Source organism: Glutamicibacter nicotianae, from assembly GCF_016907615.1.
Taxonomy (GTDB): domain Bacteria; phylum Actinomycetota; class Actinomycetes; order Actinomycetales; family Micrococcaceae; genus Glutamicibacter; species Glutamicibacter nicotianae.
Genome location: NZ_JAFBCH010000001.1, coordinates 1,034,732 through 1,059,188, shown reverse-complemented (window position 1 = coordinate 1,059,188; position 24,457 = coordinate 1,034,732). Strand labels below are relative to the sequence as shown.

Annotated in this window: 19 protein-coding genes; 11 read left to right on the top strand and 8 right to left on the bottom strand. The window is 63.1% G+C overall.

Annotation, left to right across the window (positions count from 1 at the left end; all coding sequences use genetic code 11):
* The first annotated feature begins 47 nt into the window (after positions 1 to 47).
* Together JOE62_RS05230 and JOE62_RS05225 are read left to right on the top strand one after the other, a co-directional pair.
* Positions 48 to 1,658 (top strand): dolichyl-phosphate-mannose--protein mannosyltransferase, encoded by a 1,611-nt coding sequence (locus JOE62_RS05230; RefSeq protein WP_204723217.1) that lies wholly within the window; start codon positions 48 to 50, stop codon positions 1,656 to 1,658.
* 78 nt (positions 1,659 to 1,736) lie between these two features.
* Positions 1,737 to 3,578 (top strand): AMP-dependent synthetase/ligase, encoded by a 1,842-nt coding sequence (locus JOE62_RS05225; RefSeq protein ID WP_204720902.1) that lies wholly within the window; start codon positions 1,737 to 1,739, stop codon positions 3,576 to 3,578.
* Positions 3,579 to 3,650: 72 nt separating this feature from the next.
* Here the strand turns inward: JOE62_RS05225 and JOE62_RS05220 are convergent, their stop codons facing one another.
* Positions 3,651 to 5,138 carry a TIGR01906 family membrane protein gene (locus tag JOE62_RS05220; RefSeq protein WP_204720900.1) on the bottom strand — a complete coding sequence of 496 codons (1,488 nt, stop codon included), beginning with the start codon at positions 5,136 to 5,138 and terminating at the stop codon, positions 3,651 to 3,653.
* A 209-nt stretch (positions 5,139 to 5,347) separates the two neighbouring features.
* Positions 5,348 to 5,749: a DUF3499 domain-containing protein gene (locus JOE62_RS05215; protein WP_204720898.1), complete on the bottom strand. Its 402-nt coding sequence runs from the start codon at positions 5,747 to 5,749 to the stop codon at positions 5,348 to 5,350.
* A gap of 91 nt (positions 5,750 to 5,840) precedes the next feature.
* Here JOE62_RS05215 and JOE62_RS05210 point away from each other — a divergent pair, with 91 nt between their 5' ends.
* Positions 5,841 to 6,299, top strand: coding sequence for a metallopeptidase family protein (locus JOE62_RS05210; RefSeq protein ID WP_204720896.1), 459 nt, complete (start codon positions 5,841 to 5,843; stop codon positions 6,297 to 6,299).
* A gap of 12 nt (positions 6,300 to 6,311) precedes the next feature.
* Here the strand turns inward: JOE62_RS05210 and JOE62_RS05205 are convergent, their stop codons facing one another.
* The 4 genes from JOE62_RS05205 to JOE62_RS16475 are packed head-to-tail and all read right to left on the bottom strand — an operon-like array spanning position 6,312 to position 13,811.
* Entirely contained in the window at positions 6,312 to 7,241 is a 930-nt protein-coding gene (locus JOE62_RS05205) for a COX15/CtaA family protein (protein WP_204720894.1), read from the bottom strand.
* A gap of 26 nt (positions 7,242 to 7,267) precedes the next feature.
* Complete coding sequence (locus JOE62_RS16605) at positions 7,268 to 9,811, bottom strand: DUF5719 family protein (RefSeq protein ID WP_204720892.1); 2,544 nt, start codon at positions 9,809 to 9,811, stop codon at positions 7,268 to 7,270.
* Positions 9,811 to 13,275 (bottom strand): glycosyltransferase family 2 protein, encoded by a 3,465-nt coding sequence (locus JOE62_RS05195; protein WP_338085817.1) that lies wholly within the window; start codon positions 13,273 to 13,275, stop codon positions 9,811 to 9,813. The genes JOE62_RS16605 and JOE62_RS05195 overlap by 1 nt, the downstream gene beginning before the upstream one ends.
* An 11-nt stretch (positions 13,276 to 13,286) precedes the next feature.
* Positions 13,287 to 13,811, bottom strand: a complete 525-nt coding sequence (locus JOE62_RS16475; RefSeq protein WP_275588026.1) for a WhiB family transcriptional regulator — start codon at positions 13,809 to 13,811, stop codon at positions 13,287 to 13,289.
* 288 nt (positions 13,812 to 14,099) lie between these two features.
* On the opposite strand from JOE62_RS16475, the gene JOE62_RS05185 reads away from it, so the two are divergent.
* Entirely contained in the window at positions 14,100 to 14,828 is a 729-nt protein-coding gene (locus JOE62_RS05185) for a TIGR03089 family protein (RefSeq protein ID WP_204720890.1), read from the top strand.
* On the opposite strand, the gene JOE62_RS05180 is transcribed toward JOE62_RS05185, so the two are convergent.
* Complete coding sequence (locus JOE62_RS05180; protein WP_204720888.1) at positions 14,825 to 15,394, bottom strand: GtrA family protein; 570 nt, start codon at positions 15,392 to 15,394, stop codon at positions 14,825 to 14,827. The two genes, JOE62_RS05185 and JOE62_RS05180, sit on opposite strands and share 4 nt — an antisense overlap.
* A gap of 176 nt (positions 15,395 to 15,570) precedes the next feature.
* Here JOE62_RS05180 and JOE62_RS05175 point away from each other — a divergent pair, with 176 nt between their 5' ends.
* The 4 genes from JOE62_RS05175 (at position 15,571) to manA (ending at position 20,245) form a co-directional block, all read left to right on the top strand.
* Positions 15,571 to 16,731, top strand: a complete 1,161-nt coding sequence (locus tag JOE62_RS05175; protein ID WP_204720886.1) for a 5-(carboxyamino)imidazole ribonucleotide synthase — start codon at positions 15,571 to 15,573, stop codon at positions 16,729 to 16,731.
* 71 nt (positions 16,732 to 16,802) lie between these two features.
* Positions 16,803 to 17,333, top strand: coding sequence for a 5-(carboxyamino)imidazole ribonucleotide mutase (purE, locus tag JOE62_RS05170; protein ID WP_073706622.1), 531 nt, complete (start codon positions 16,803 to 16,805; stop codon positions 17,331 to 17,333).
* A gap of 17 nt (positions 17,334 to 17,350) precedes the next feature.
* On the top strand, positions 17,351 to 18,970 hold the full coding sequence (locus JOE62_RS05165; protein WP_204720884.1) for an LCP family glycopolymer transferase: 1,620 nt from the start codon (positions 17,351 to 17,353) through the stop codon (positions 18,968 to 18,970).
* Between the two features lie 66 nt (positions 18,971 to 19,036).
* Positions 19,037 to 20,245, top strand: a complete 1,209-nt coding sequence (gene manA, locus JOE62_RS05160) for a mannose-6-phosphate isomerase, class I (protein WP_204720882.1) — start codon at positions 19,037 to 19,039, stop codon at positions 20,243 to 20,245.
* Between the two features lie 89 nt (positions 20,246 to 20,334).
* Here manA and glpX read toward each other — a convergent pair whose 3' ends face one another.
* Positions 20,335 to 21,369 carry a class II fructose-bisphosphatase gene (gene glpX, locus JOE62_RS05155; protein ID WP_204720880.1) on the bottom strand — a complete coding sequence of 345 codons (1,035 nt, stop codon included), beginning with the start codon at positions 21,367 to 21,369 and terminating at the stop codon, positions 20,335 to 20,337.
* 156 nt (positions 21,370 to 21,525) lie between these two features.
* On the opposite strand from glpX, the gene JOE62_RS05150 reads away from it, so the two are divergent.
* The 3 genes from JOE62_RS05150 to JOE62_RS05140 all read left to right on the top strand — a co-directional run bounded on the left by JOE62_RS05150 (position 21,526) and on the right by JOE62_RS05140 (position 24,439).
* A complete protein-coding gene (locus JOE62_RS05150; RefSeq protein WP_204720878.1) occupies positions 21,526 to 22,200 on the top strand; it encodes a DUF4245 family protein in 675 nt (224 codons plus the stop codon).
* A gap of 93 nt (positions 22,201 to 22,293) precedes the next feature.
* A complete protein-coding gene (locus tag JOE62_RS05145; protein WP_204720876.1) occupies positions 22,294 to 22,896 on the top strand; it encodes a carbonic anhydrase in 603 nt (200 codons plus the stop codon).
* 130 nt (positions 22,897 to 23,026) lie between these two features.
* Entirely contained in the window at positions 23,027 to 24,439 is a 1,413-nt protein-coding gene (locus tag JOE62_RS05140) for a class II fumarate hydratase (RefSeq protein ID WP_204720874.1), read from the top strand.
* Positions 24,440 to 24,457: the final 18 nt, after the last annotated feature.

Sequence of the window (24,457 nt, the reverse complement as noted above, 5' to 3'; positions counted from 1 at the left end):
AGGAAAAGCCCACTTTCTGGACTTTCCACCGGTAGCATGAACTGGTGATGGGCACCTCGGCTTTAGACACTCCGGACACCGGCCACGTACGCTCGGCGCGACAGGCCTTCACTTTCGAGAGCCTGAAACAGCGGCTCCTACCTGTGGTGGCCCCTGGCGGTCCGCTGATGTGGATTGTTCCGCTCGTCGTGACAGCCATTGCCGGCCTGCTGCGCATGGTCAATCTCGCCCACCCGCACCTGCTGATCTTCGACGAAACCTATTACGTCAAGGATGCTTTCGCGATGCTGCAAAGCGGCTATGAGCGCGAATGGGCCGACGACAGCGACGAGCAGTTCATCGCAGGCAATCCGCAATTGGAAAATGAATCTTCCTTCGTCGTCCACCCGCCGCTGGGCAAGTGGATGATCGGCGTGGGAATGCTCCTGTTCGGTGACTTCAACGGCTTCGGCTGGCGTTTTTCCACGGCCCTGATCGGCACCCTTTCGGTTCTGCTCGTCACCCTGTGCGCCCGCCTGCTCTTCGGTTCCCACCTCCTGGCCGGCACCGCCGGGTTGCTCATGGCCATCGACGGGCATTCAATTGTCATGTCGCGCACCGCATTGCTGGACATCTTCTTGATGTTCTTCGTGCTTGCAGCGTTCTATTCCTTGCTCAAGGACCGGATCCATGGCAGAACCGCGCTGGCGCGGAAGCTCTCGGTGCCCGAGGGCAATCGCCCCGATGATTTCCTGCTCATGCATGGCCCTATGCTCTGGTGGCGTCCTTGGCGGCTGATCGCCGCAATCATGCTCGGCGGGGCCGTTGGCATCAAGTGGTCGGCGCTGTCCTTCGTGGCAGTCTTCTGCCTGATGGCGGTGCTCTGGGATTTCGGCGCGCGGCGCACCGCAGGAATCCACAAGTGGCAATCGGCTGCATTCATCCGCGACGGCGTGTATTCCTTCTTCACCATGATGCCGCTGGTGCTGCTGACCTATTTGTCCACCTGGACCGGATGGCTGGTTACCCAGGGCGGACGCTACCGCCAGTGGGCTGAGGAGAATCCCGGCGAAGGCATCAGCTGGCTGCCAGCTCCACTGCGTTCCTTGTGGCACTATCACCAGTCTGGCTACGAATTCCATACCGGGCTGAATTCCGAGCACGGCTGGCAGTCTTCGCCGTGGACGTGGCCCTTCGCCGGACGTCCCGTGCTGTTCTACTTCGAAGGCTACGACAAGGGCGTCAACGGCTGCGAGCTGGACCGCTGCACCGAGGTCATCACCGACCTTCCCAATCCGCTGATGTGGTGGGCCTGCACCATCAGCATGTTCCTGCTGATTCTCTGGTGGATCGGCGCCCGGGACTGGCGCGCCGGAGCGATCCTCTCCTCTGTGGCTGCCGGGTTCCTGCCGTGGCTGATGTACCCGGAACGCACCATGTTCTTCTTCTATACCCTGCCGCTGGTCCCGTTCATGGTGCTCGCATTGACGTATATGATTGGCAGGTTCATTCCACGCCATCCGAATTCCGGTGCCGTGTACCGGTCACGCGTCATCGCGGTCACCGCATTCATGGCGCTGCTCCTAGTCACATCGGCCTTTTTCTGGCCGATCTGGAGTGGGGAAATGATCGCGGATGACTACTGGCGCTTGCACGTGTGGCTCCCCAGCTGGGGTTAGGCCACCCGTGGCTTGGCCACCTGTTTCCATGAAATAGACCCCTAAGACGACCATCGATTTCCAAAGGATAATTCCTCAATGCAAGAAGTGACCGTCGAGCTGCTGACTGATCTGGCACCAGAGGTCAACACAACGAACCTGCTCCTTGATCGCGTAGCACGCGGCGCACAACGCCCGCTGTTCAGCGTGCAGCGAGACGGCACCTGGCATGATCTCAGCGCCGGTGATTTCCTCATTGACGTCAAGCGCCTGGCAATGGTGCTGATCAATGATGGATTGCAGCCCGGCGACAAGGTCGCCATTATTTCCCGCACCCGCTACGAGTGGGCCTTGGCCGAGGAAGCCGTGTGGTTCGCCGGCGGCGTGTCGGTTCCAATCTACGAAACCTCCAGCGCTTTCCAGGTCGAATGGATCCTGCGCGACTCCGGTGCGCGCGTGGTGTTCGCCGAAAACCATGAGCTGCGCGCTACCGTCCGCCAGGCGGCGGCGCAGCTCGGCGAACCGGTGCGCACCCATATCTTCGAGGGCTCCGACGCGGACGATACGACGCTCATCCCCTCCGCCGGTCTGCACCAGCTGATGGTTCCGGCCGATCAGATCGACGAGCAGCTGATCGAGTCGCGCCGCGCATCCATGGCCCTCAAGGATGTGGCCACGATGGTCTACACCTCGGGCACTACCGGACGCCCCAAGGGTTGCAATATGACCCATTCGAACTTCGCCATGGTGGCGCACAACCTGGCCGGAAACATGCTCGAAGTGCTCGGTGAAGAACGCCGGACGCTGATGTTCCTTCCGCTGGCCCACGTATTGGCTCGTGCCGTCCAGCAAACCTGCATCCACGGCGGATCGGTGATTGCGCACTCCAGCTCGATGGCCAACCTGGTCGAGGACATGTCCGCGGTCAAGCCCGGCTTCCTGCTGGCCGTGCCGCGCGTCTTCGAGAAGATCCGCACCAGCGCCCTTGCCACAGCTGAACGCGGCGGCAAGGCTGACCTCTTCCTCAAAGCCGAGCAGGCGGCCATCGAGGTCTCCAAGATCCGTGATGCGCGTTCGCGTGGCCTCAAGGCGCGCATGCCGTTGGGCTTGCGTGCCCGCCATGCCATCTTCAGCAAGGTGCTCTACCCGAAGCTGCAGGCGGTTTTCGGCGGCCAGTGCGGTTACGCGATCTCCGGAGCCAGTGCGCTGAATCCGGACCTGGCGCACTTCTTCCGCGGCGCCGGCATCCAGCTGCTGGAGGGCTACGGCCTGACCGAAACCACCGCACCGGCCACGGTGAATCAGGCATCGCGAAACCGCGTGGGCACCGTGGGCCGTCCGATTCCCGGCACCTCCATCAAGATCGCGGATGACGGTGAAATCCTGGTCAAGGGGATCGGAGTTTTCGCCAGCTACCACAACAACCCTGCAGCCACGGCCGAGGTTTTCGACGAAGACGGCTATTTCAAGACCGGCGATACCGGTGTCCTGGATGATGGCGGATTCCTGCAGGTGACCGGTCGCAAGAAGGAACTGATCGTCACCGCCGGGGGCAAGAATGTCTCGCCAGGCCCGCTGGAAGAGATGGTCCGCGCCGGACGCATCGTGGCCCAGTGCGTGCTGGCCGGCGAACAGCGCCCATTCATCACGGCCATGATGACGCTCGATCCCGAAGAGTTGGCCGTGTGGGCCAAGGCCAAGGGCCTTGGGGCAATGACCCTGGCTGAGGCGGCAGTTGATCCTGCGGTGATCGCCGAGGTCCAAGGCTACGTGGATACCGCCAATTTGACCGTTTCCAAGGCCGAGTCCATTCGCAAGTTCGTGGTGCTGGATGAGGAATTCACTGAAGCTTCGGGGCACCTGACGAACTCGCTGAAGCTCAAGCGCCAGAGCGTTCTCGAGGAATTCGAAGACCGGGTGGACGCCCTCTACCGCAAATAATTCTCGCTGGAAATAGCCAAGGGGAGCAGTTCATGGTGAACTGCTCCCCTTGCTGCTTATGGCCTGTGCCGGCTAGTTGCCAATGCCGAAGGCGCGGGCCTCCTGGCGCAGCCGGGCTGCCTCGCGACGGCGCCCGGTAGGCCAGCAGCTGATGATCACGGCGATGATGGTGGCCAGCACCAGCACGGCAATGGCGATCGCGCTATCGAGCCAGAACTGCTCCGGGTACAGGCGGATCAGCGTATCGCTGACGTTGAAGGTCCAGGTGCCGTCTGAGAAGAACAACGCGTGGAACTGGGTGAAGAAGTTATCCCATCCCATGATCGCAGAGACTGCCAAGGCCGCAATGCCGGCCAAGGCCAAGATGGCTCCGGAGAACAACGCACGGCGTACGCCGCCTGCATAGCGCTTGGCCAGATACCAGATCCCGATAATCAAGATGACCGCGAGAACCGCTCCCAGGATGTAGGCGAACCCGATGAGGTTCTTCACGTCCACCATGTGCTGGACCTCCCCCTCGGTGAACATGCTTGAACCGGTGGAAAGCTTCAGCCCGGACAGGTATTCCGGTCCGGCGAAGTTGTTCAGGTAGTCCACCCCGTAGCTGCCGTAGGTCAGGCGCTCGGCATCGGTGAAGCCGAAGGAATCGCTAGGGAATCCAGGGCGGCCGTAGGACAGGGCAAGGAACGCCGGTGTAGCGACCAAGCGGATCGCGGCAATGAGGGTCAGCAACGGGAAGACCAGCGCCACAATCACCTGCGCCGTGCGCCCGAGGGCAGGCTTCGAGTTCAGCGCCCGTTCACGTGCAACCCTGCGCTTCATCGCCGCTTCGGAGGGTTCTGGCTCTGGGTCGTAGCTGCCGAAGACGCGATTGCGCGCTTGGGCGACGGCTGCCTTGGTTGTCGGCAGGGATCCGGTCTTCGGAGCGGCTGACACCGGCGGCACGCTTTGCGCAGTGGAGCTCTTCTCGTCGGCTTGCGGCTCTGCGGTCTTTCCGGCTGTTGCCTTGGCTTCGCTCTGCGCACGCTTCTCGGCTTCGATTTCGTGCGGCAGCTTGATGGCGCGGATGACATCTTCCACCGGCTCTTTGGTTGCCGGCTTGGCGGCGGCCGACTTGGCGGCGGCCGACTTGGCGGCGGCTGGAGCCTTGGCTACAGGCTTCGCGGCGGCCGGCTTGGCGGCAGCTGGCTTGGCCGCAGCTGGCTTGGCTGCAGCTGGCTTGGCTGCAGGTGCGGCGGCTGGCTTGGCTGACGGGGCCTTGGCTGCGGCTGGCTTTACCGGGGCAGGCTGCGTCTTGTCCGCTGGTGCTGGAGCAGGGTTCTTGGCATCGGCTTCGGTCTTGCCTGACATCGCGCGGCGGATAGCCTCCTTGCGGGCCTTTTCCCGTTGGGCAACGGCGTCGGCTTGGGCCTGGTTCTTGTGCTGTTCCAGGCGCGCAGTGAGCTCTTCAGCTTTTTGGCTCAGGCTGGCCTGTGGGCTTGGCACGTTGCCAGTGGCAGCCGGTGCCGGCTGGCCCGTAGATCCTTGCCCTCCAGTGGGGTTCTTCGCCGCCTCAGCCATGAGGAGTCCTCCTGCAATTCGCGCGATGGTGTGCTGTTTTAGGGTCGCATCATGGGCCTAACACGGCCCATGCGCCTTTAGCATATCCAGCGGGCCCAGTCATCCGGCGGATTACCACACCAAAAACGGGTTTCAGCTAGGACACAAAGCCGTGGGGGCAAATGCCGCCAACGAACGGAGGCAGCTTCAAGAATTCGTGGAGAAGTGGTCTAGGATTCTTCGTCGGCCGCCGGAAGAACAGCTAAGCGGACCCGGGAGTCGAAGCGCTGAGCACTGGTTTCGCGGGTACGGACCGAATCAATGGGCGAATTCGATGCGTGGCGTGGTTGGGGAACCTTCGGTTCCCGATCGCGGACGGCATTCACCAAGGCGTTCAGTTCGTCCTCCGGTTCCAGCACGTCCGGGATGGCTCCACGGATCAAGTTCCAGCCGCTGGGAACCGTCAGGCGGTTGGCATGCTGGGCACACAGGTCATAGCAATGCGGTTCGGGGTATGTCGCCAAAGGTCCAAGAACGGCAGTTGAATCTGCGTATACGTAGGTGAGAGTAGCGCGGGCCGCTTCACGGCAGGCAGGGCGAGAACAAAGACGAAGACCTTCCACGCTTCCCATTCTACTTCGCCGGGCAGCACATCTTTGGGATCTTCGCCCAATTGCGGGCTCATGTGCATCGGCACAGCGCCGGAGGCGCTAGGCTGAATTAATGAGCTCCAAGTTGCCTGATCGTCCCAGCGGTCCGCGGCGCGGCCGCCACGGACGCGGGCGGCGTGGCCCGCTGATGCCCATGCATCTTCCCGCCTACCGTTCGCGCCCGGAAAGATTCGATGATGCGGTGATGGCCAGCGCGCAACGGCTGTCGCAACGCTGGCCAGGAGAAATCGAGAAGATTGATTTCCTGATCGATCCGGTGCCCAGCGGAAAGCTGCTAGAACAGGCTGCCGCGCTGGGCGAGCGGGTGCCGCTGGCATCCTCCAAGCCGGCTGCGCCCGGCCGGCCAGCGCGCATCGTCATTTACCGGTTGCCCATGGAGCAGATTGCGGAGAACGCCGGCGAACTCCTGGACCTGGTCCACCAGTGCGTGGTGCATGAGGTCGCCCAGCTCTGGATGAAGCCGATCTCGGAAGTGGATCCCATGTATTTCCCTGAGGATCCTGACTTCTAAGCGGACATTTCCCTAGCTGTTTTGGGGCTGGATGCCACGTGCCGTTGCATGGGAGGCCAAGCCAACGCGCACGGCGCCGATCCAGACCAGCGCGGAACCTACCAAGTGGGCCACCACCAGCAGCTCTGGCAGGCTGGTCACGGCCTGGACCACCCCGATCAGCCCCTGCCCGGCCAATACCCAGATGAACAGCTTGGCCTTGTGCGCCACAACCGGAACTTGCTGCTGTCGTGCCTGATGCCACAGCACCAGGGCAACAGCCAGCGCACCGACGGCTGCAGCGGCATGCACAATGGTGATCTGCAGCCAGTCGAAGCCCATCCGCGGGACCTCGGCCGAGTCCCCTGCATGCGGGCCTGATCCGGTCACCCCGGTGCCGATGATGACCAGCAGGGCGCTGATCGCCACCAGGCAGGTTCCCAGCGACTTGAGCGAATCGGTGCTGGCCGCCTGGCTGGCATTGCCCAGATTCTGGACCTTGTCCCAGGTTGCCGCCGCGGCGGTGAGCAGCAAGGTTGCGGACAGGAAATGCGCGGCCACGACATAGGGGTTCAGTTTCACCCAAACGGTGATTCCGCCGATGACCGCATTGAGCACGACAAGCCAGAATTGGAACCATGCCCATCGGGTGATGCCCGGAACCGGCTCGCGTTGCAGGCGGGCGGCAATGATGACCCAGCCGACGGCCGCGCATAGCACAAAGGTGAGCAGCCGATTCACGAACTCGATGGTCGCGTGAATTCCCATTTCAGCGGTTGGGGCGATGGAACCGCCGGTGCAGGTTGGCCAGTCCGGGCAGCCCAGCCCGGAACCGGTGACGCGCACGACACCGCCGCCGACGATAATCAGGATTGCCGCAATCATCGCCGAGAGCGAGGCCGCCTTGAGCGAGCGCCGCTCAAGCCTGATCCGCTGCGCCAGCCACGCGAAGGGAGTCGTCAAAGTTCCAGTTCCTTAATGGCGGGCTCCTAGCCGCCGATGTTCACCACAATGCCGTCGCGTCCGGCATTCGCCTGCGGCATGGCAGCCCAGGCGATGGAACGATCGGAACCGAGCACCAGCTGGGCCAGGTAGGCGTTGGCATCCGTCGAGAAGATGACTGCCTGGGCGTCATCGGAGACCGACTTCGGATCAAAGACAATGCTTTGGCCGGCCTTGATCTGCAGTTTCTCAGGGTCTTCCAGCTTGCCGTCCTTGTTGACGACCACTGCTTCCACCGCCGAGTCCGCCGCGACGGCGGCGATGGCGAATTTGCCGGTGCCGTTAGCCGACAGCGGCATGGCTTGCGTCCCGGCGAGCACGTTGGAGCTGGCCGCCCACGCAGTGTCGGAGGAATCCTTGGGGTCCGCGCCGCGGACCATCTTCACCGCTGCGGTGACCGGGGCATCGGATTCGACGACTACCGTGTAGTACCCGCCAGCAAGCTGGTTCAGGTTCACGACCTTCGTGGCGTCCGAATCAACGGCAAGGTTCTCGTCGAAGCTGGCAGCAACTTCACCGTCAGCCCCCAGGACCTTCACCTTGAACCCGGCGCCCGAGGAACCGGTGGCCGAGACATGCAGCTGCGGAACCAGGGACTTGTCGTCCTTGCTGAGCTTGGAAACATTTTCCTTGCTCTCGATCCACACGCCCGGAATCACCTGGCTGTTGGAAGCCGTCGCGTTCGCGCCGACCAGTTCAACACCCGATGGGGTCAAGCCCCGCAAGGCGGCCTGCTGGACCGAGGCGGTGATCTTGCCGCCGAGGCTGGTGACCTCAGCCGAAATGGAATTCAAGTCCTGCGCATAGCCGCCGAGCACGATCGCCCGGCTCTCCCCCGCTGCCAGGACAATGTTCTGCAGCGTGGAGGTGTCGATCAGGCCGTCCGGGCCGCGCAGACGCAGGGACACCTGGGCCGTGGTGTGCGTTGGGTTGGCCAAATGCATCACGCTGGTGGATCCGGTGCTGGTCTGCAGGCCGGTGAAGCGCCAGTTGGACGCCGGAGCCTGGCATGTTGCGGCGGCAAGCCCGGCGAGGTCGCCGTCCTTGGCCTGGTAGCTGCGCAGGGCGCTGCCCTTCGAAGCGAGTTGGCCCAGCGGCTGCAACGTGTAAACCTGGGTGTCATCGATATCGTTGGCAGTTGAGATCTTGCTGGCGCGCCCGGTCAGCCCCTCCTCATCGGCGCCACGGGCCTCGGCAGCTTCATCCTCGGCGATGCGCTCGGTCAGCTGACGCGCATCGCTGCCATCAAGCTTGGTGAAGGATGAGCCGGGAATGCGCTTGGCCAGATCCGACACGGCAATGCTGCGCAGGTTGCTGGAAACGTCCTTGGCGCCGGGAGCGAACTGCGCGTCGGTGCCTTCCACGCCCTTGAGCAGCTGCGGGGTTCCCGGGCAAACGCTGTTGGAGTCGCCGGCAGGCAGGTTCGTCACGGCAGCCGGCAACGACTTCACGGCCGGTGCCGGGGCAAAAATCGATCCGGCGCCTACGACAGCTCCGGCGGCCACCACCGCAGCCAGGCTGAGCAGTACCGCGCCGGTTTTCTTCCGCACCGGCGCGGACACCGCATCCTTGGAAGCCGCGGCTCGGGCCTTGTCCAGCTTGTGGCGGCGCTCAGCTACCTTGCCGTCTGCAGGCTCCGCCTCCGGCTCGGCTGCCGGAACAGCAGCCGCACTGGCAGCGGCAGGGGCAGCTTTCGCGGCTTTCCGTGCGCGGACCTTCTCCAGCTTCTGGCGGCGCTTGGCGACTTTCGGATCTTCCGGTGCTGATGCCTTCGCGGCTTCTTCTCCGGACTGTGAATCGCCGGCTTTGTCCTTCCCTGTGGCGGCAGCGGATGCCGCAGCGGCACCAGCTTCTGAATCCTGGGCGGAGGAGGTCTTCGGCTCAGCCTCGCGCGCAGGTGCAGAATCGGCATTGACGGCTACTGCCGTTGCGCCCTCCTCCTTGGCAGGCTCCGCCTCGGCGACTTGATCCGGCTTGGCAACCGGTTCTGGCTTGGCGGCTGCATCGGTCTTGCCGGCAGCGGATTCACCAGCCGTTGCCGACTGGGCGGGCGCGGCTTCGGGGGCCACCGTGCCGGTCTTGGCGGAGTCGTCCTTGGCCGAGCCGTCCTGGACGGAATCAGGCGTGGGTGACTGTTCCTGTGCTGCGCGCTTGCCTTCAGCCTGCTCGTCGGCCGGAACCGCAGCGGCGGCAGTTGGATTGCTGTACTTTGCTCCGGATTTCGCCTCAGACAGCGGTTCTGGCCTCGGATCTTCCTGCTTGGCGGTCTTGGGCTCAGCCTTCGCGGCCTTCGCCGCTTCCTTCGCCTCGGCCTTGGCCCGGGCTTGGGCCTCCTTGGCGCGAGCCTTCTCCAGCTTGGCATCGACCTTGGCCCTTGCCTTGGCGGCCTTGGCCTCGGCACGTGAGAGCGTCGCCGACACCGGGGTGGCGTCCTTGGCTTCCGGCTGTGCCGAGACCGGCTTCGGGCCCGGGGTCTGTGCAGTTGGCTGGTCAGCAGAGTCCGCTGAGTCCACGTTCTTCTCGTCGCTCACTACTTCTTCTCCTGCTCGGCATCAGCATCCGAAATCCGGTCGCTGAGCTTCGGGGTCAAGTTCTCACGAATCTCGCTGGCGCGTTCGCGTGCCTCTCGGCGGCTCAATGGCATGGACCCTGTGGCCGTCGCCGGGCTCTGGACTTCGGCCGCGGCCAGAACTGCCGAACCATCGGCAAGTTCTTCATTCTCGCCGCGTGGTTCACGGAAGCGGTATTCGATGTTCCGGTAGTTGGCCAATCGGCGCGAACTTGGCACTGGAATGGCCAGCAACACCGTGATCAGCAGAACTACTGCACTGAGCAGCAGCACCGGAATGGCCATGGAGTCCTTGTGCGACAAGGTCAGCTTGCCGCCCTCGGCAGGAAGCTCGTAGGCCTGGGCCCAACGGGTTTCCGAATCCTCGGGATAGGCCACCGAACGCAGGGATTCGCCATCGACGCTGGCGCGCAGCTTCGGATCCGACGCGGTAGCCAGGACCAGCGTGCGCTCGGAATCCGCGGCCGGGATCTGGAGATTGGTGATCTTGCCACGCTGGGTCGGCAAGACCGTCACGTCTCCATCGGCGGAGACGATCCGGGCAAAGCCAGCGCTTTGCTGCTCGTCATCGGCTTCGTAGTCCACGCGCCACAGCCAGCCGCTGTCGGTCTGGCCAACCGACGCCAACCCCGTTGCCGCATCCAAGGTGCGTACGGTCGCCGGGACGGATTCGCCGGTTTCGTTCAGCACCACGAAGCCCACGCCCAAGTCGCGCAAGGACTCGCGCGAGTCCAACGCGGATTCGGACAGCAGCATCGCTACGGCATTGCTCTGGACCTTTGCGGTGGCGGAATCTTCATTGCGCTCAGGATCCAGCAGCGGACCGGCCAGCTGCTTGACCTGCGAGTAGCGGCTGATGCTGTCCAGCGTCTCGCCGGAACCCGACACCAGCTGGCTGTCGATCTCGCCGGAGGACCGCGGGCTGAGCACCAGGGTGCGCGTCTGGAACTCGGAGCGGCCTGCATCGGCTGCGGTTGCCGGCAGGGTGCGCGGCTGCGAGCCGTGGACCTGCTGGGCCGAGTTCATCGCGGTCAGCGTTTCGGATTCGGCTGCCGGATTCAGCTGGGCGCCGAGCAGCACGCAGCCCGAGGCCAGCACGGCAAGCACGCTGAATGCGGCCATCAGGCTCATCGCCGGACGGGATCCGGCGGCACGCATTGAGCGAGGCTGGTCCTCGTGGCGCAGGGCGGCCAACGCGTTGGCGGCAGCTGCCAGCAGCGCGAACATGGCGAAGGAGACGTACGGGCCGGTGTAGGCGCTCACCGCGGTATGCGAGTCCAGGGTGAAGGGCACAAAGCCGACGGCCCAGCCCACTGCCAGCGACAGCACCGCGCCCCACAGCAGGCGCCGGGAGTTGCGGCGCATGCTGGCGCTGTGGCTGAACGAAGAACTCAAGGTTCCGAAGACCGCCAGCGCGAGGATCGGGGCACCGACCAGCAGGGCTGAGACCAGGGCCCACGGTCCGGCAGGCAGGAAGTCCCAGCCCACCAGCGAGGCGTTGGCGTTGAAGGCTTCCGGGAAGCCCAGCAGCATCTGCCACGGGGCAGCCGGCGTGAACGCATTCGCGGCGCCGGGCTCGGTGAACAGCAGCCGTGCATCGCCCAGGCCGGCGAACAGCAGCGGAAGGTTCCACACGATCGCAGGCAGCGGGATCCACCACAGGCTGCGTGCGCGGCGCACAGAGAAGAAGGCCAGCACGTAGATCAGGATGCTCGCGGTCAGGAAGAAGGAGACGGAGCCGGCGGAGATCACCCAGAGCAGCAATGCGGCGCTGGCCGAGGCGGTCCACGCGGAAACCGACTGCTGCTTCGCGTTCTTCGGCTTCGCGCCCTCGATCGCCACATGGGCGTTCATGGCGCGGATAATCGCCAGGAAGAACAGCGGCAGCAAGATGTGGATCAGCACCGAGCCGATGCGTCCCGAGGCCAGCGAAGAAATCAGTGACGGCAGCAGCGCCCAGATCAGCGCGGCAAGGAACCGCACCGCGCGGGAGCGGCTGACCGCGCCAATCCCCCACCAGGCGGTGAGTGCTGCCAGCGGCATCGCGGCGAAGAAGAGATAGACGGAGGCTTCATTGGCATGGTTGAAGGTCACCAGCGAGAAAAGCCAGAACAGCAGGTCGGAATTATCTGGCGGGGCGCTCAAGCCGGTGGTAATGTTCTGCCACCAGGACAGCGCGTTGGCGCCGATTTCCCGGCTGCTGTTGGACAGCGGGCGCAGTGCGCCACCGGACAGGGCGGTGGCGCCGAACAGGCTGCGCCATGCGATCAGGGATACCGCCGCGGAGAGCAGCAGAGCCAGAATCAGCGAGAGCACCGCAGTGGTGCGCGGCGGGCGGGCGATCCGCACGAAGTCGGAGAAGTTGTCGCCGCTGGGTTCAACCATGGCGTCGGCGCCACTGCCGTCGCCGTAGACTTCGCCGTCGGCACGCCCGGTATTCACATTGCGGCGGTACTCGCGCACCTGGGCACCGGAGACCATCAGCTTGCGGACCTGGCGGCGCGGAATCTCGCGGATCTGGGCGACATTGCGGCGCGATGCAGCCAGCTTGCCCGGGGAGAACAGCCCGCGCAGCACCGATCCCAAATGGCCGAACCCGTGGCCCGGGTCCTTGGCCAGCAAGGCCACGAGGAAGTGGCCGATGCCGCCGAGCAGCAATCCGATCCACAAGAAGGGCAGCACCGCTGGCGAAGCGAACTTCAGGCGCTGGAAGACCTCGGAGCGCTTGGCTTCGCGCGGACCAGCCAGCGAGTCGACAACCTGGACCTGGTGGTACATCTTGGCGCTGGGCACCACGACCACGCGGTGCCCGGCCAGGCGGTTGCGCCAGCACAGGTCCACGTCGTCGCCGCGGCCCGGGATCGCCGGGTCGAATCCGCCCAGCTGCTCGAAGACCTCGCGGCGGATGAACATGCCGGCGGAGGACACGGCGAAGTAGTCGCTGCGTCCGTCGTATTGGCCCTGGTCGACTTCGTCGATGTCGATCATGGTCAGGCGCTGGGCCTTGCGGTCGACGCTCAGGCCCACCTCCACAAGGTGGCGGGGGTTGTCGATATCCAGCAGCTTGCATCCGGCAATGGAGACGGACTCGGAAGCCTCGACGGTGCGGGTCAGCTGTTCCAGCGCGTCGGGAGCAGGCATGGAGTCATCGTGGATGATCCATATCCATTCGTCGCGGTCCGCACGCGCTTCGGGCAGCTGCGACACCGCCACTTCCAGCGACAGTCCCAACGACCCCTCATCGGCCACCAGCAGGGCGGCGTTCGACGGCAAGTTCGCCCGCAGGACCTCTAGCGATGCGTCGGAGGACGATGCGTCGACTCCGACAAAGCGTTCGATAGGCCGCGACTGGTTGCGCAGTGCGGCCAAAGTGCGTGGTAAAAAGTCAGCGCCATCGTGCGAAGCAACGATGGCGGTGACGTGAATTGGCGGACGAATTAGATTGCTCGTTTCCGTAGACGGCGACGTTCGCGCTCTGAGAGCCCTCCCCAGATTCCGAAGCGCTCATCATTGCTCAAGGCATATTCTAGACATTCCGAACGGACAACACATGCGCCGCAGACACGTTTCGCGTCGCGGGTCGAGCCGCCCTTTTCAGGGAAGAATGCCTCGGGGTCGGTCTGTGCACACAGGGCACGGGCCTGCCAGCCCAGCTCGCCCTCGTCAACTTCTCCGCCAACACCGAGCCATACTTCCTTGATGGTTTCGCGCACTTCGTCATCTTCGTCGAGCTCAGGCGCCCAGGATCCAACCGAGGAGATTTCTTCGGTGGCGGATAACGTGTCCTGTTCTTTCAAGAAGTTGTCGGCCGCGGTCTCCAGATCGGCTGCAACTGCAACCCGTGCGGACTCACCGGCTTGAGGATCGACAAACCAGTCGGATGGTGCGTCCTCCAGCCCGTATTGGGCCGACGCAACAGCCGAGGTCGAAAATTCGGAGTACCCCTGCTCCAGATTCGCCATGGTGATGTTGACCTTTCGATTGGTTTGAGAAGATCGGGCCATCACTGCTCCCGATCCATCCGGCAGCATTTATTCCATCGAACTAGCGAAAAGTGATAAACCTGCTCGGACTCACCATCTAATTACAGCCGTGTAACTCCGCTAGAGTCAAGTGGGTAGGTCATTCTAAGAAGACTTCTCAGGAAACTCCCGGCACAACACGCCGTCAAAAGATGCAGATGAGACGGGCATGTCCCGTCTTGGCTGAATTCTCGGTGAATTCTCAGTAATTAAATTTAAGGACACCCAATGAGCAACATCCTGCAATCAGGAACCTTTGTGGAGAATCTCCTCGCGCCGCGGCGCACTTCGGCCTCGCCGTGGCTTACCTGGTACTCCGCCAGCGGGGAACGCATCGAGCTCTCCGGACGGGTATTCGACAATTGGGTCGCGAAAAGCGCCAATCTCCTGGGCGAGGTTTTCGACCTCGAAGAAGACTCGCTCGTGGTACTTGACCTGCCAGCGCATTGGAAGTCCCTGGTTGTGGCCCTGGCCGCCCTGCATCATGGCGCCACGCTGGTTGATGCCGAGCATGATGATGCCCAGCAGGCAACGCTATGGGTTACCGCCCAGCCGAATGATGAGCGCATCCCCAGCAGCTGTGAAATCCTCGCCGTGAATCCGGCAGCTCTCGCGCTGTCCTTCGGCTCGGATCTCGGCCCGGTCGCAGAAGACTTCAATGCCTCCGTGCGTTCCTATGGGGACCAGTTCTATCCCTCGCCGGTTGCTGGTGATGCAACAGCCATCGCAACCAATGGCCGCGCCCCGCTCAGCCTTGCCACGCTATTCGGTACCGAGGCGAAGAGCCAGGGGACCATTCTCGTGCGTGCCCAGCTGCCTGTGCTCGACCTGCTGCCTTATGCCATCGGCCAGTGGGCGGCAGGAGATGGAATTGTGCTAGTCGAAGATGGGGTGGAAGTGACCGCGCGCCTGCGCGACGGCGAACGCATCAACTTCGACTATTCCCCTCAGGGCTAGCGAACCACCGTCGGCACGGTGCCGGTATCGCACTGGCCAGCGGAACCCGCTGGCCCGGTGGCGGTATCGGCCATGTGCTTGCCCAGAATTTCGTGGTCATGGGCAAATGCTTCTTCCTGGTCCATCTCCTTGCCGAACACCCAGAAACGGTAGGCGAAGAAACGGAAGATCGTGCCGAGCACCAAGCCGACGACCGAACCTGCAATGAACACCGAGGTCGGATCGGTCAGGCCCAGCCAGTATTTGGTGACCCACACGCAGGCCGCGGCAATGCCCAGGCCGATGGCATTCATGATGATGAACATCACCAGCTCGCGCAGCACATTGGCCTGGCGGCGGTGGCGGAAGGTCCAGTAGCGGTTGGCGACCCAGGAGAACATCGTGGCGACGACACCAGCGACGATCTTCGCCTTGACCTGCGAATCGCTCATGGGACCATGCAGGAGCCAGACGTAGATCCCCGAGTCGATGACGAACGCAACGCCACCGACCACGCCGAACTTCGCCACCTCACGCCACAGCAGCGAGATGAGTCCGGCTATTTTGAGTTTGATGCGCTCGAGCAATTGTCCTCCAGGGAATGAAGTTCCCGTCTGGCTAGCAGTAACAAGGCGCGCTCAGCACTGGGAGAAGCGCGCGATCTTGCCATTTTATCGGCACTTTCTGGAAATTGGCCGAATTCTGAGAGTAATCAGACATCGCGCATGCGATTCTCCACGCCGCTTTCGTTACCCTTGTAATCGTGAGCTTTCCAAAAATTGGCGTGATTGGTGGCGGGCAGCTGGCCCGAATGATGGCCCCCGAGGCCTTGAACCTAGGTTTTGAACTGCATGTTCTCGCCGAAGGTCCGGATGTTTCGGCTGCGCGCTGCGTTCCCGACGCACCGGTAGGCGATTACAAGGACCTCGATACCCTGCGCGAATTCGCCAAGGGCAAGGACGTCGTCACCTTCGACCACGAGCACGTTCCCAATGAATTCCTGACCACCCTGATCGATGAGGGCGTGAACATCCAGCCGCGTCCGGCAGCGCTGATCCATGCCCAGGACAAGCTGGTCATGCGCGAGGCCATCGAGCGCCTCGGCCTGCCCAACCCTGCCTGGGCCAAGGTCGACGACGTCGAGGCGCTGATCGCCTTCGGCGAGCAGACCGGCTGGCCTATTGTGCTCAAGACCCCGCGCGGCGGCTACGACGGCAAGGGCGTGCGCATGCTCGACGGCATCCAAGATGCCAAGGATTCCGCCGACTGGTTCGCCAATGGCCCGCTGCTGGCCGAAGACAAGGTTGGCTTTTCCCGGGAGCTGTCCGCATTGGTGGCCCGCACCCCTTCGGGCGAGGCCAAGGCGTGGCCGGTGGTCCACACCATCCAGGTCGATGGGGTCTGCGATGAAGTGATCGCGCCCGCCCAGGACATCGACGAGGCTATCGCGGCCACCGCTGCCGAAGCCGCCCTGCGCATCGCCGAGGAATTCGGCGTGACCGGCGTCATGGCCGCCGAGCTCTTCGAAACCCCGGGCGTCGGCGCCGGGTTCGTGATCAACGAATTGGCCATGCGCCCGCACAATACCGGGCACTGGACCATGAACGGCTCGGTCACCAGCCAGTTCGAGCAGCACCTGCGTGCAGTGCTGGATCTGCCGCTGGGGGAAACCCGCGAGCTGGGTGTGACCGTCATGAAGAACTACCTCGGCGGCGCCAACCAGGACCTCTACTCCGCGTTCCAGGCCGCGCTGGCCGCCGGCCCGGAAGTCAAGGTGCACGCCTACGGCAAGTCCGTGCGACCGGGCCGCAAGATCGGCCACGTCAACGTCGTGGCAAACGCAGGGCAAAGCGTAGATGAACTTCGTTCGCAGGCGAACAAGGTGGCCGCGCTAATCCGCGACGGCGCCGGCACCGCTAACTAGCATTTTTATTAATCAAGAGCCGCTGCCTGCCGGGCAGCGGCTCTTACTGAAGCACTGCAAGGAAATATCTGATGACTCAAGCACCACTCGTCGGCCTCGTAATGGGTTCTGATTCCGATTGGCCGGTGATGCGCCTGGCCGCGCAGGCGCTGGCCGAATTCGGCATCCCCTTTGAAGCGGATGTCGTTTCGGCGCACCGCATGCCCGAGGAAATGATCGATTACGGCAAGAAGGCCCACGAACGAGGGCTGCGGGCAATCATCGCCGGCGCAGGCGGCGCAGCGCATCTTCCCGGCATGCTCGCAGCTGTTACACCGTTGCCAGTGATCGGAGTTCCAGTTCCACTGGCTAAACTAGATGGAATGGACTCCCTGCTCTCCATCGTCCAGATGCCTGCAGGAGTCCCCGTAGCAACTGTTTCCATTGGCGGAGCACGCAATGCCGGCCTGCTGGCCGTGCGCATGCTCGCAGCGGGAACCGATGAGCTAGCCGAATCGTTACAGGTGAAGTTGCTTCAGTTTGCAGATTCGCTACGCGAGCAGGCCCATGCCAAGGGCTCGGCTCTGCGCGATGAAGTTGCCAACGAGAATTTCGCCTCCTAGGGAAAGTCCAAAAGTACATGGGTTCTGCCAGTCACCGCGCACCAAGTCCGTTGCGCCAGCCGGAGACCATCAGCTCTCCGCAGCGCAGCAAGCGTGCCCTGATCCTGGTCCTGCTGACCATCTTCTTCCCCGGCGGCGCCCAGCTGGTTGCCGGAAATCGCAAGCTCGGACGGATCGCGGTGTCCATCACCATGCTCTGCTGGGTGGCGGTGCTGGCGCTGGTGGCCATGTACTTCATTGACCGCTCGATCCTGCTCGGCTGGGCGGCCCACCCGAACTTCCAGCTGTTCCTGATCATCGTGCTCGGCACGCTGGCGCTGGGCTGGCTGATCATGTTCATCAACACCCTGGTGATCATCCGGCCCAAGCTGCTGGCCCCGGGCATGCGTGCCATCGTCACCGTCTTCACCCTGGCAGCCGTGGTGGCCACCAGCGGCCTGTTCGTCTATGGCGCCTCGGTGCTGAACACCGGACGCGAAACCATCGTGGCCGTCTTCGACGAGGGCCCGGCCTTCGATCCCATCGACGGCCGATACAACATCGCGGTGTTCGGCGCCGACTCCGGTGCCAACCGCGACGGCGTGCGCACCGACGTTGCGGCGCTGCTGTCCGTGGATGCCAAGACCGGCAAGAGCCTGCTGATCTCGGTGCCGCGCAACTTCCAGAGCGCACGCTTCGCCCCGGGCTCCCCCATGGAGAAGATCTGGCCAGACGGCTACAACTGCGGGGATGAATGCATCTTCAATTCCATCTACCGCAACGCCGAAATGGAGCATGCCGATGCGTTCCCCGACTCGGTGAAGAACGTCGGCGCGCAGGCGGCCATGGACGCGCTGGAAGGCACCACCGGCCTTCCGGTCCAGGGCTACGTCATGATCAACATGGCCGGCTTCGAGCAGTTCGTCGACGCCCTAGGCGGTGTCACCATCAACTCCGGCGGCTGGGTTCCGTACAACGGCAAGTACTACGAGAACAGCACTGTGCGCACCCACTGGTTCGCCCCGGGAACCCATGAATTCACCGGCAAGCAGGCCCTGTGGTTTGCCCGCTCGCGCGACTTCACCGATGACTACCACCGCATCAAGCGCCAGCAGTGCTTGCAGCAGGCAATCATCAAGCAGTTCACCCCGCAGACGATCCTGACCAATTTCACCTCCATCATGTCCGCCGGCGAGCAGCTGGTGGAAACCGACATTCCTGCCGGCCAGCTCGGTTCCTTCGTCTCCCTGGCTGAGAAGGTGTCCAAGGAGCCGATGGCCCGGCTGACCCTCGGTGCCCCGGACTTCGAACGCAGCTTCTCCACCTACCCGGACCTCGACAAGCTGCAGGAGCGCATCCAGTCGCTAATCGCGAAGCAGAACGAGCCGAAGAAGGACAAGAATAAGGACAATTCGGAGAAGAGCGAGGATTCCTCCAAGTCCTCGGCTCCGGAAGAAACCACCGAGGCCTCCGAGGAGGCTGAGGAAACCACCGACGTGAACAATGCTCCGAAGCTGTCCACCAAGGAGGACCGGGAATTCACCCAGCCCGATGGCAGCCCGATCACCGAGGAATACTTGGTGAATCTGGAAATGGCTGGCTACCGCACGTTGATCTCGGAGATCGCGGCAAACAACGACGAATGCTCGGTTCCGTAAACGGTTAAGACCCCCCGACCGCCATGCGACCCATTTACCGCTCTTGAAAGGCTATGGTCAAAAGACGTGTTCGAGTTGAAAAACACGATTAGGGACTACCACTGGGGATCTGCTTCGCAGATTTCCGATCTGCTGGATCTGCCTGCGGAAACCACCCCGCAGGCCGAAATGTGGCTCGGCGCCCACCCCGGGTGCCCGAGCCGGCTCTCCGATGACGGCACCGCGCTCAACGATTTCATCGCCCAGGACCCGGAGCGCATTTTGGGTTCGGCGGTTGCCGAGCGCTTCGGACGCCTGCCTTACCTGTTCAAGGTGCTCTCGGCGACCCAGCCGCTGTCGATCCAGACGCACCCGACGTTGCAGCAGGCGCAGGAACGCTTCGCCCAGGAAAATGCCCAGGGCAAGCCGTTGGATGCCGCCGACCGCAACTACCGCGATGACAACCACAAGCCGGAAATGCTGTTCGCCTTGACCGACTTCGTGGCGCTCTCCGGGTTCCGCCAGCCAGCGCAGATTGCCGAGGACCTGCAGCTGCTGGCAGCGCACCTGCCGGACTCGGCCCAGGCCCCGGTCAGCCAGCTCGTCGGCCTGCTGCAGGGCAGCGATCCGCTGGCCGCGATTTTCAAGCATGTGCTGACCGCCGGGGACGAAATCTCCCAGCTGGTACACCAGATCAGCGATGCAGTGGCGGCCAGCGGCGAGCTGCAGCGCAACGTGCATTTCGCCGAACTGGTGTCGATCAGCAAGATCTATCCGGGCGATCCAGGGGTCCTGGTGGCGTTGCTGCTGAACCTGATCTTCCTCGAACCGGGCCAGGCCATCAGCCTGGGTGCGGGCAACGTCCACGCCTACCTGCGCGGCTTGGGCATCGAGGTCATGGCCAATTCGGACAATGTGCTGCGCGGCGGGCTGACCAGCAAGCATATCGATGTTCCCGAACTGCTGGATGTCACCATCGCCCAGCCCTCCCCTGCCCCGCTGCTGGAGCCGGTCGCACTGGATACCCACGACCGCCTGTACAAGCCGGACTTCGAAGAGTTCCAGCTGCAGGTTCTCGATCCCACCGAACCTGGCCTGGCCGCCGACCTGCAGTTGCACGGTGCCGCCGTCCTGCTGTGCACCGCCGGCGAATTCCTGGTGGCCACCCGCGAAGGCGAGCACCACATCAGCCGCGGGCAGTCGCTGTTCGTCACCGCGGCCGAGCTTCCGGCCACCGCCACGCTGCAGGGCATCGTGCCTGGCCAGCTCTTCGCTGCCAGCGCCCAGATCGACTAGCCGCGCTGCCGCAAGCCCCCGAAACGAAAAACTGCGAGCCATGGACTTGTTTCAAGTCCATGGCTCGCAGTTTTGCAAGCAGCTAGCGGCTAGCGGGTGTACGCTTCCCACTTGTCCTGGTGGTGCTCGCCATCGACGAAGCGGATGGTGCCGGACTTGGCACGCATCACGATCGACTGGGTGTGGATGCGGCTGTTCTTGTAGCGCACCCCGCGCAGCAGATCGCCATCGGTGATACCGGTCGCCGCGAAGTAGCAGTTGTCCGAGGTCACCAGGTCGTTGGTGGTCAGCACGCGGCCCAGCTCGTGGCCTGCGTCGATGGCCTTCTGCTTCTCATCGTCGTCGGTTGGCCACAGGCGGCCCTGGATCACGCCGCCCAATGCCTTGATGGCGCAGGCAGTCACGATGCCCTCGGGGGTGCCGCCGATACCCATCAGCGCGTCAACGCCGGTGCCTTCGCGGGTTGCGGCAATGGCGCCGGCAACGTCGCCGTCCATGATCAGCTTGGTGCGCGCACCGGCTGCGCGGATCTCTTCGATCAACCCGGCGTGGCGTGGGCGGTCAAGGATGGTCACGGTCACCTGGCTGATCTTCTTGCCCTTGGCCTTGGCGATCAGGTGCAGGTTCTGCTTCACCGGCAGACGGAGGTCAACGAGTTCTGCGGCTTCTGGCCCGGTGACCAGCTTCTCCATGTAGAACACTGCCGAAGGGTCGAGCATCGAACCGCGGTCGGCAACAGCCAGCACGGACAGGGCGTTGTTCAGGCCCAGGGCGGTGAGCCGGGTTCCGTCAATCGGGTCAACTGCGACGTCGCATTCGGCGCCGGTTCCATTGCCAACCTGTTCGCCGTTGAACAGCATTGGAGCTTCGTCTTTTTCGCCTTCGCCAATTACGACAACGCCGTTGAAGTTCACGCTGGACAGCAGGCCGCGCATGGCGTCGACTGCGGCACCGTCTGCGGCGTTCTTGTCACCGAATCCAACCCATGGAGAGGAAGCGATGGCTGCCGCTTCGGTTGCGCGCACCAGCTCCAGTGCTAGGTTGCGGTCCGGCTCCGCGTCGGAAACCGACAGTCGCGAAGAAAGGTGGGCATAATTGTTCTTTTCGGTCACGAAAGATCCCATCACTGAGTCGTAGTCATTGCGCCTATGCAAACAAGGCCATTCTATCCCCTAGGGTTCTCCCTTTACAGTTCGTGTCGGGCGCGCCTGATCATCGGTGGACGTGCGATTGGGCACTCCAGTTCGAATTACACAGAATCTTCGGGGAGAATGGAAGGCGTGGAACCTGAGAACAACACCGAGAACAACGCCCAGGCAGCCGCCAATGCGGCAAGCGGTACGCAGATGCCTGCCACGGCTCGTCGAAGCCTCGACGATCCCAACGCCACCTTCGAGGACCTGCCGTTCAAGCCGCAGCTGACCGAGAAGCAGGCCAAGCGCGCGAACCAGACCTTCAAGGGCATGGTGCTGTCCATCGGTTTCACTATTGCCATCCTCATCCCGGTGCTCATGCTCAACCCTGCGCCCAAGGACGACGCGTTTGACAGCGACGTCAACCTGCAGGCCACCGCAGAACAGACGGAGAAGATTTCAGGCTTTGAGATCTTCGCCCCGGAATTGGGCGAGAAGGAATACGCGAACTTCGCCCGCTGGCAGGCTAATACCGCACAGGGCGTCCCCTATTGGGAATGCGGACTGGTCTTCGAGAACAAGGACTTCGTGTGGGTTCGCCAAGCCGCTGAAGCCAACCCGACCTGGATTGCCCTGATCACCGATGCGGCGGTGCCAACCGATACCCGTACCATCGGCGGAGCCCAGTGGGAAGTGCGCACCAAGGACCAGGGCACCTACCTGATCTCCGAGTTCAAGGACTCCACCGTGGTGCTGTCCAGCGACACCTCTGACGAGCAGCTGAGCGTTGTTGCTGAACAGGTTGCCAGCGAACTGGGTTAAGTCACGTTCACGGGGATAGCCAGTCACATATTCGATATTCGAATACATTCCCGTAGAATCTGAGTCATGCACGCAGAATCAAAAAATCCATCCATGACTCCTCAAGAGGCGTGGGAAAAGCTCAGCGCAGGAAATTTCCGTTTCGTCAATGACGATACCCAGCACCCTAACCAGGACAGTGCACGACGCGAGAAGCTGATTTCCGGCCAGGAACCCTTCGCTGTCATCTTTGGCTGCTCGGATTCCCGGCTTGCCGCTGAGATCATTTTCGACGTGGGATTGGGTGACATGTTCGTGGTGCGTACCGCGGGCCACGTCCTGGACCCGGCTAGCCTCGGTTCGCTGGAATTCGCCGTCGACATCCTCAACGTCCCATTGATCGTAATCCTCGGGCACAACTCCTGCGGTGCGGTCACCAGCGCCATCAAGGTCAAGGAATCGGGCAACATGCCCAAGGGCTTCGTGCGCGACCTCGTTGAGCACATCACCCCATCGGTCCAGGCCGCCGAGCGCAAGGGCATCACCGACGTGAACGGCACCGTCGTCGAGCACGTCAAGCAGACCACCGACCGCCTCGTCGATTTGTCCAGCATCGTTGCGCTGGCTATCGAAGAAGGCCGGACCGCAGTCGCGGGCGTGTCCTACCACCTGCACGATGGCCGTGCCCAGCTGGTCTCCAGCCTGGGTCTCGACTAAGAACTCTAAGTTCTCGGGAAAAGCCTTGTAAAACGGCTTTTATTCCCATTTCGGCGAAGCGTCACTGTTGGTTGTGATGTTTACGTCAGAGCCCTGTCCTTTGATTGCGGTTCGGGCGTACTCTGGGCTCATGACTAACAGTGACGATTTCCGCATCGAACATGACACCATGGGCGAAGTCCGGGTTCCGGCTCAGGCCCTGTACCGCGCGCAAACCCAGCGCGCCGTCGAAAATTTCCCGATCTCGGGCAAGACCCTGGAATCCTCGCATATCAAGGCCCTGGCCCAGGTCAAGAAGGCCGCCGCCCAAGCCAATCTGGCGCTGGGGGTGCTGGATGAAGAACGCGCCGCCGCCATCGTGGCCGCGGCCGATCAGGTCGCTACCGGCCAATACGATGAGCACTTCCCGATCGACGTGTTCCAGACCGGATCCGGAACCAGCTCGAACATGAACACCAATGAGGTGCTCGCCGAACTGGCAACCCGTGCCCTGGAATCCAAGGGCAGCGGCACCGAGGTCCACCCGAACGACCACGTGAACGCGTCGCAGTCCTCCAACGACGTCTTCCCCACCTCCGTGCACGTTGCCGCCACCGGAGCGCTGATCAAGGACCTGGTCCCGGCGTTGGGCACCCTGGCTTCCGCACTGGAAGCGAAGTCTGCCGAGTTCAAGGATGTAGTCAAATCCGGCCGCACCCACCTGATGGATGCCACCCCGGTCACCCTTGGCCAGGAATTCGGCGGCTATGCAGCACAGGTCCGCTACGGCATTGAACGCATCGAAGCCGCGCTGCCGCGAGTTGCCGAAGTTCCCTTGGGCGGCACCGCAGTAGGCACCGGTATCAACACCCCGGATGGCTTCCCCCAGCGGGTCATCGAATTCCTCCGCGAAGACACCGGGCTGCCCATCACCGAGGCGCGCAACCACTTCGAAGCCCAAGCCAACCGCGATGGCCTGGTCGAGGCATCGGCTGCTTTGCGCACCATCGCGATCTCGTTGATCAAGATCGCCAACGACCTGCGCTGGATGGGCTCCGGCCCGAATACCGGATTGGGCGAAATCGCGATCCCAGACCTGCAGCCCGGTTCCTCCATCATGCCCGGCAAGGTCAACCCGGTCATCTCGGAGGCAACCATCCAGGTGGCAGCCCAGGTCATCGGCAACGACACGGCCATCGCCTGGGCCGGGACCAACGGAGCCTTCGAGCTGAACGTGGGCATCCCGGTCATGGCCTCGAACCTGCTCGAATCCGTTCGCCTGCTCTCCAACACTTCGACGGTGATGGCTGAGAAGATGATCGACGGTATCAAGGCCAATGTGGAACGCGCGCGCTTCCTGGCCGAGGCTTCCCCATCGATTGTCACCCCGCTGAACAAGCTCATCGGCTACGAGAATGCCGCCAAGATCGCCAAGAAGGCTGTGGCCGAGTCGCTGACCGTCCGCGAAGCAACCATCGCACTGGGCTTCGTCGAGCGCGGCGAAGTCACCGAGGAGCAGCTCGATGCGCTGCTGGATGTTTCCACCATGGTGGGCAAGCACTAGCACCGAGCTATTCCAAGC

Bases quoted from the DNA above. Each gene is read 5' to 3' on its own strand.
- JOE62_RS05230 (WP_204723217.1), top strand. From the start codon at position 48: ATGGGCACCTCGGCTTTAGACACTCCGGACACCGGCCACGTACGCTCG.
- JOE62_RS05225 (WP_204720902.1), top strand. From the start codon at position 1,737: ATGCAAGAAGTGACCGTCGAGCTGCTGACTGATCTGGCACCAGAGGTC.
- JOE62_RS05220 (WP_204720900.1), bottom strand. From the start codon at position 5,138: ATGGCTGAGGCGGCGAAGAACCCCACTGGAGGGCAAGGATCTACGGGC.
- JOE62_RS05215 (WP_204720898.1), bottom strand. From the start codon at position 5,749: ATGGGAAGCGTGGAAGGTCTTCGTCTTTGTTCTCGCCCTGCCTGCCGT.
- JOE62_RS05210 (WP_204720896.1), top strand. From the start codon at position 5,841: ATGAGCTCCAAGTTGCCTGATCGTCCCAGCGGTCCGCGGCGCGGCCGC.
- JOE62_RS16475 (WP_275588026.1), bottom strand. From the start codon at position 13,811: ATGGCGAATCTGGAGCAGGGGTACTCCGAATTTTCGACCTCGGCTGTT.
- JOE62_RS05185 (WP_204720890.1), top strand. From the start codon at position 14,100: ATGAGCAACATCCTGCAATCAGGAACCTTTGTGGAGAATCTCCTCGCG.
- purE (WP_073706622.1), top strand. From the start codon at position 16,803: ATGACTCAAGCACCACTCGTCGGCCTCGTAATGGGTTCTGATTCCGAT.
- JOE62_RS05165 (WP_204720884.1), top strand. From the start codon at position 17,351: ATGGGTTCTGCCAGTCACCGCGCACCAAGTCCGTTGCGCCAGCCGGAG.
- glpX (WP_204720880.1), bottom strand. From the start codon at position 21,369: ATGGGATCTTTCGTGACCGAAAAGAACAATTATGCCCACCTTTCTTCG.
- JOE62_RS05145 (WP_204720876.1), top strand. From the start codon at position 22,294: ATGACTCCTCAAGAGGCGTGGGAAAAGCTCAGCGCAGGAAATTTCCGT.
- JOE62_RS05140 (WP_204720874.1), top strand. From the start codon at position 23,027: ATGACTAACAGTGACGATTTCCGCATCGAACATGACACCATGGGCGAA.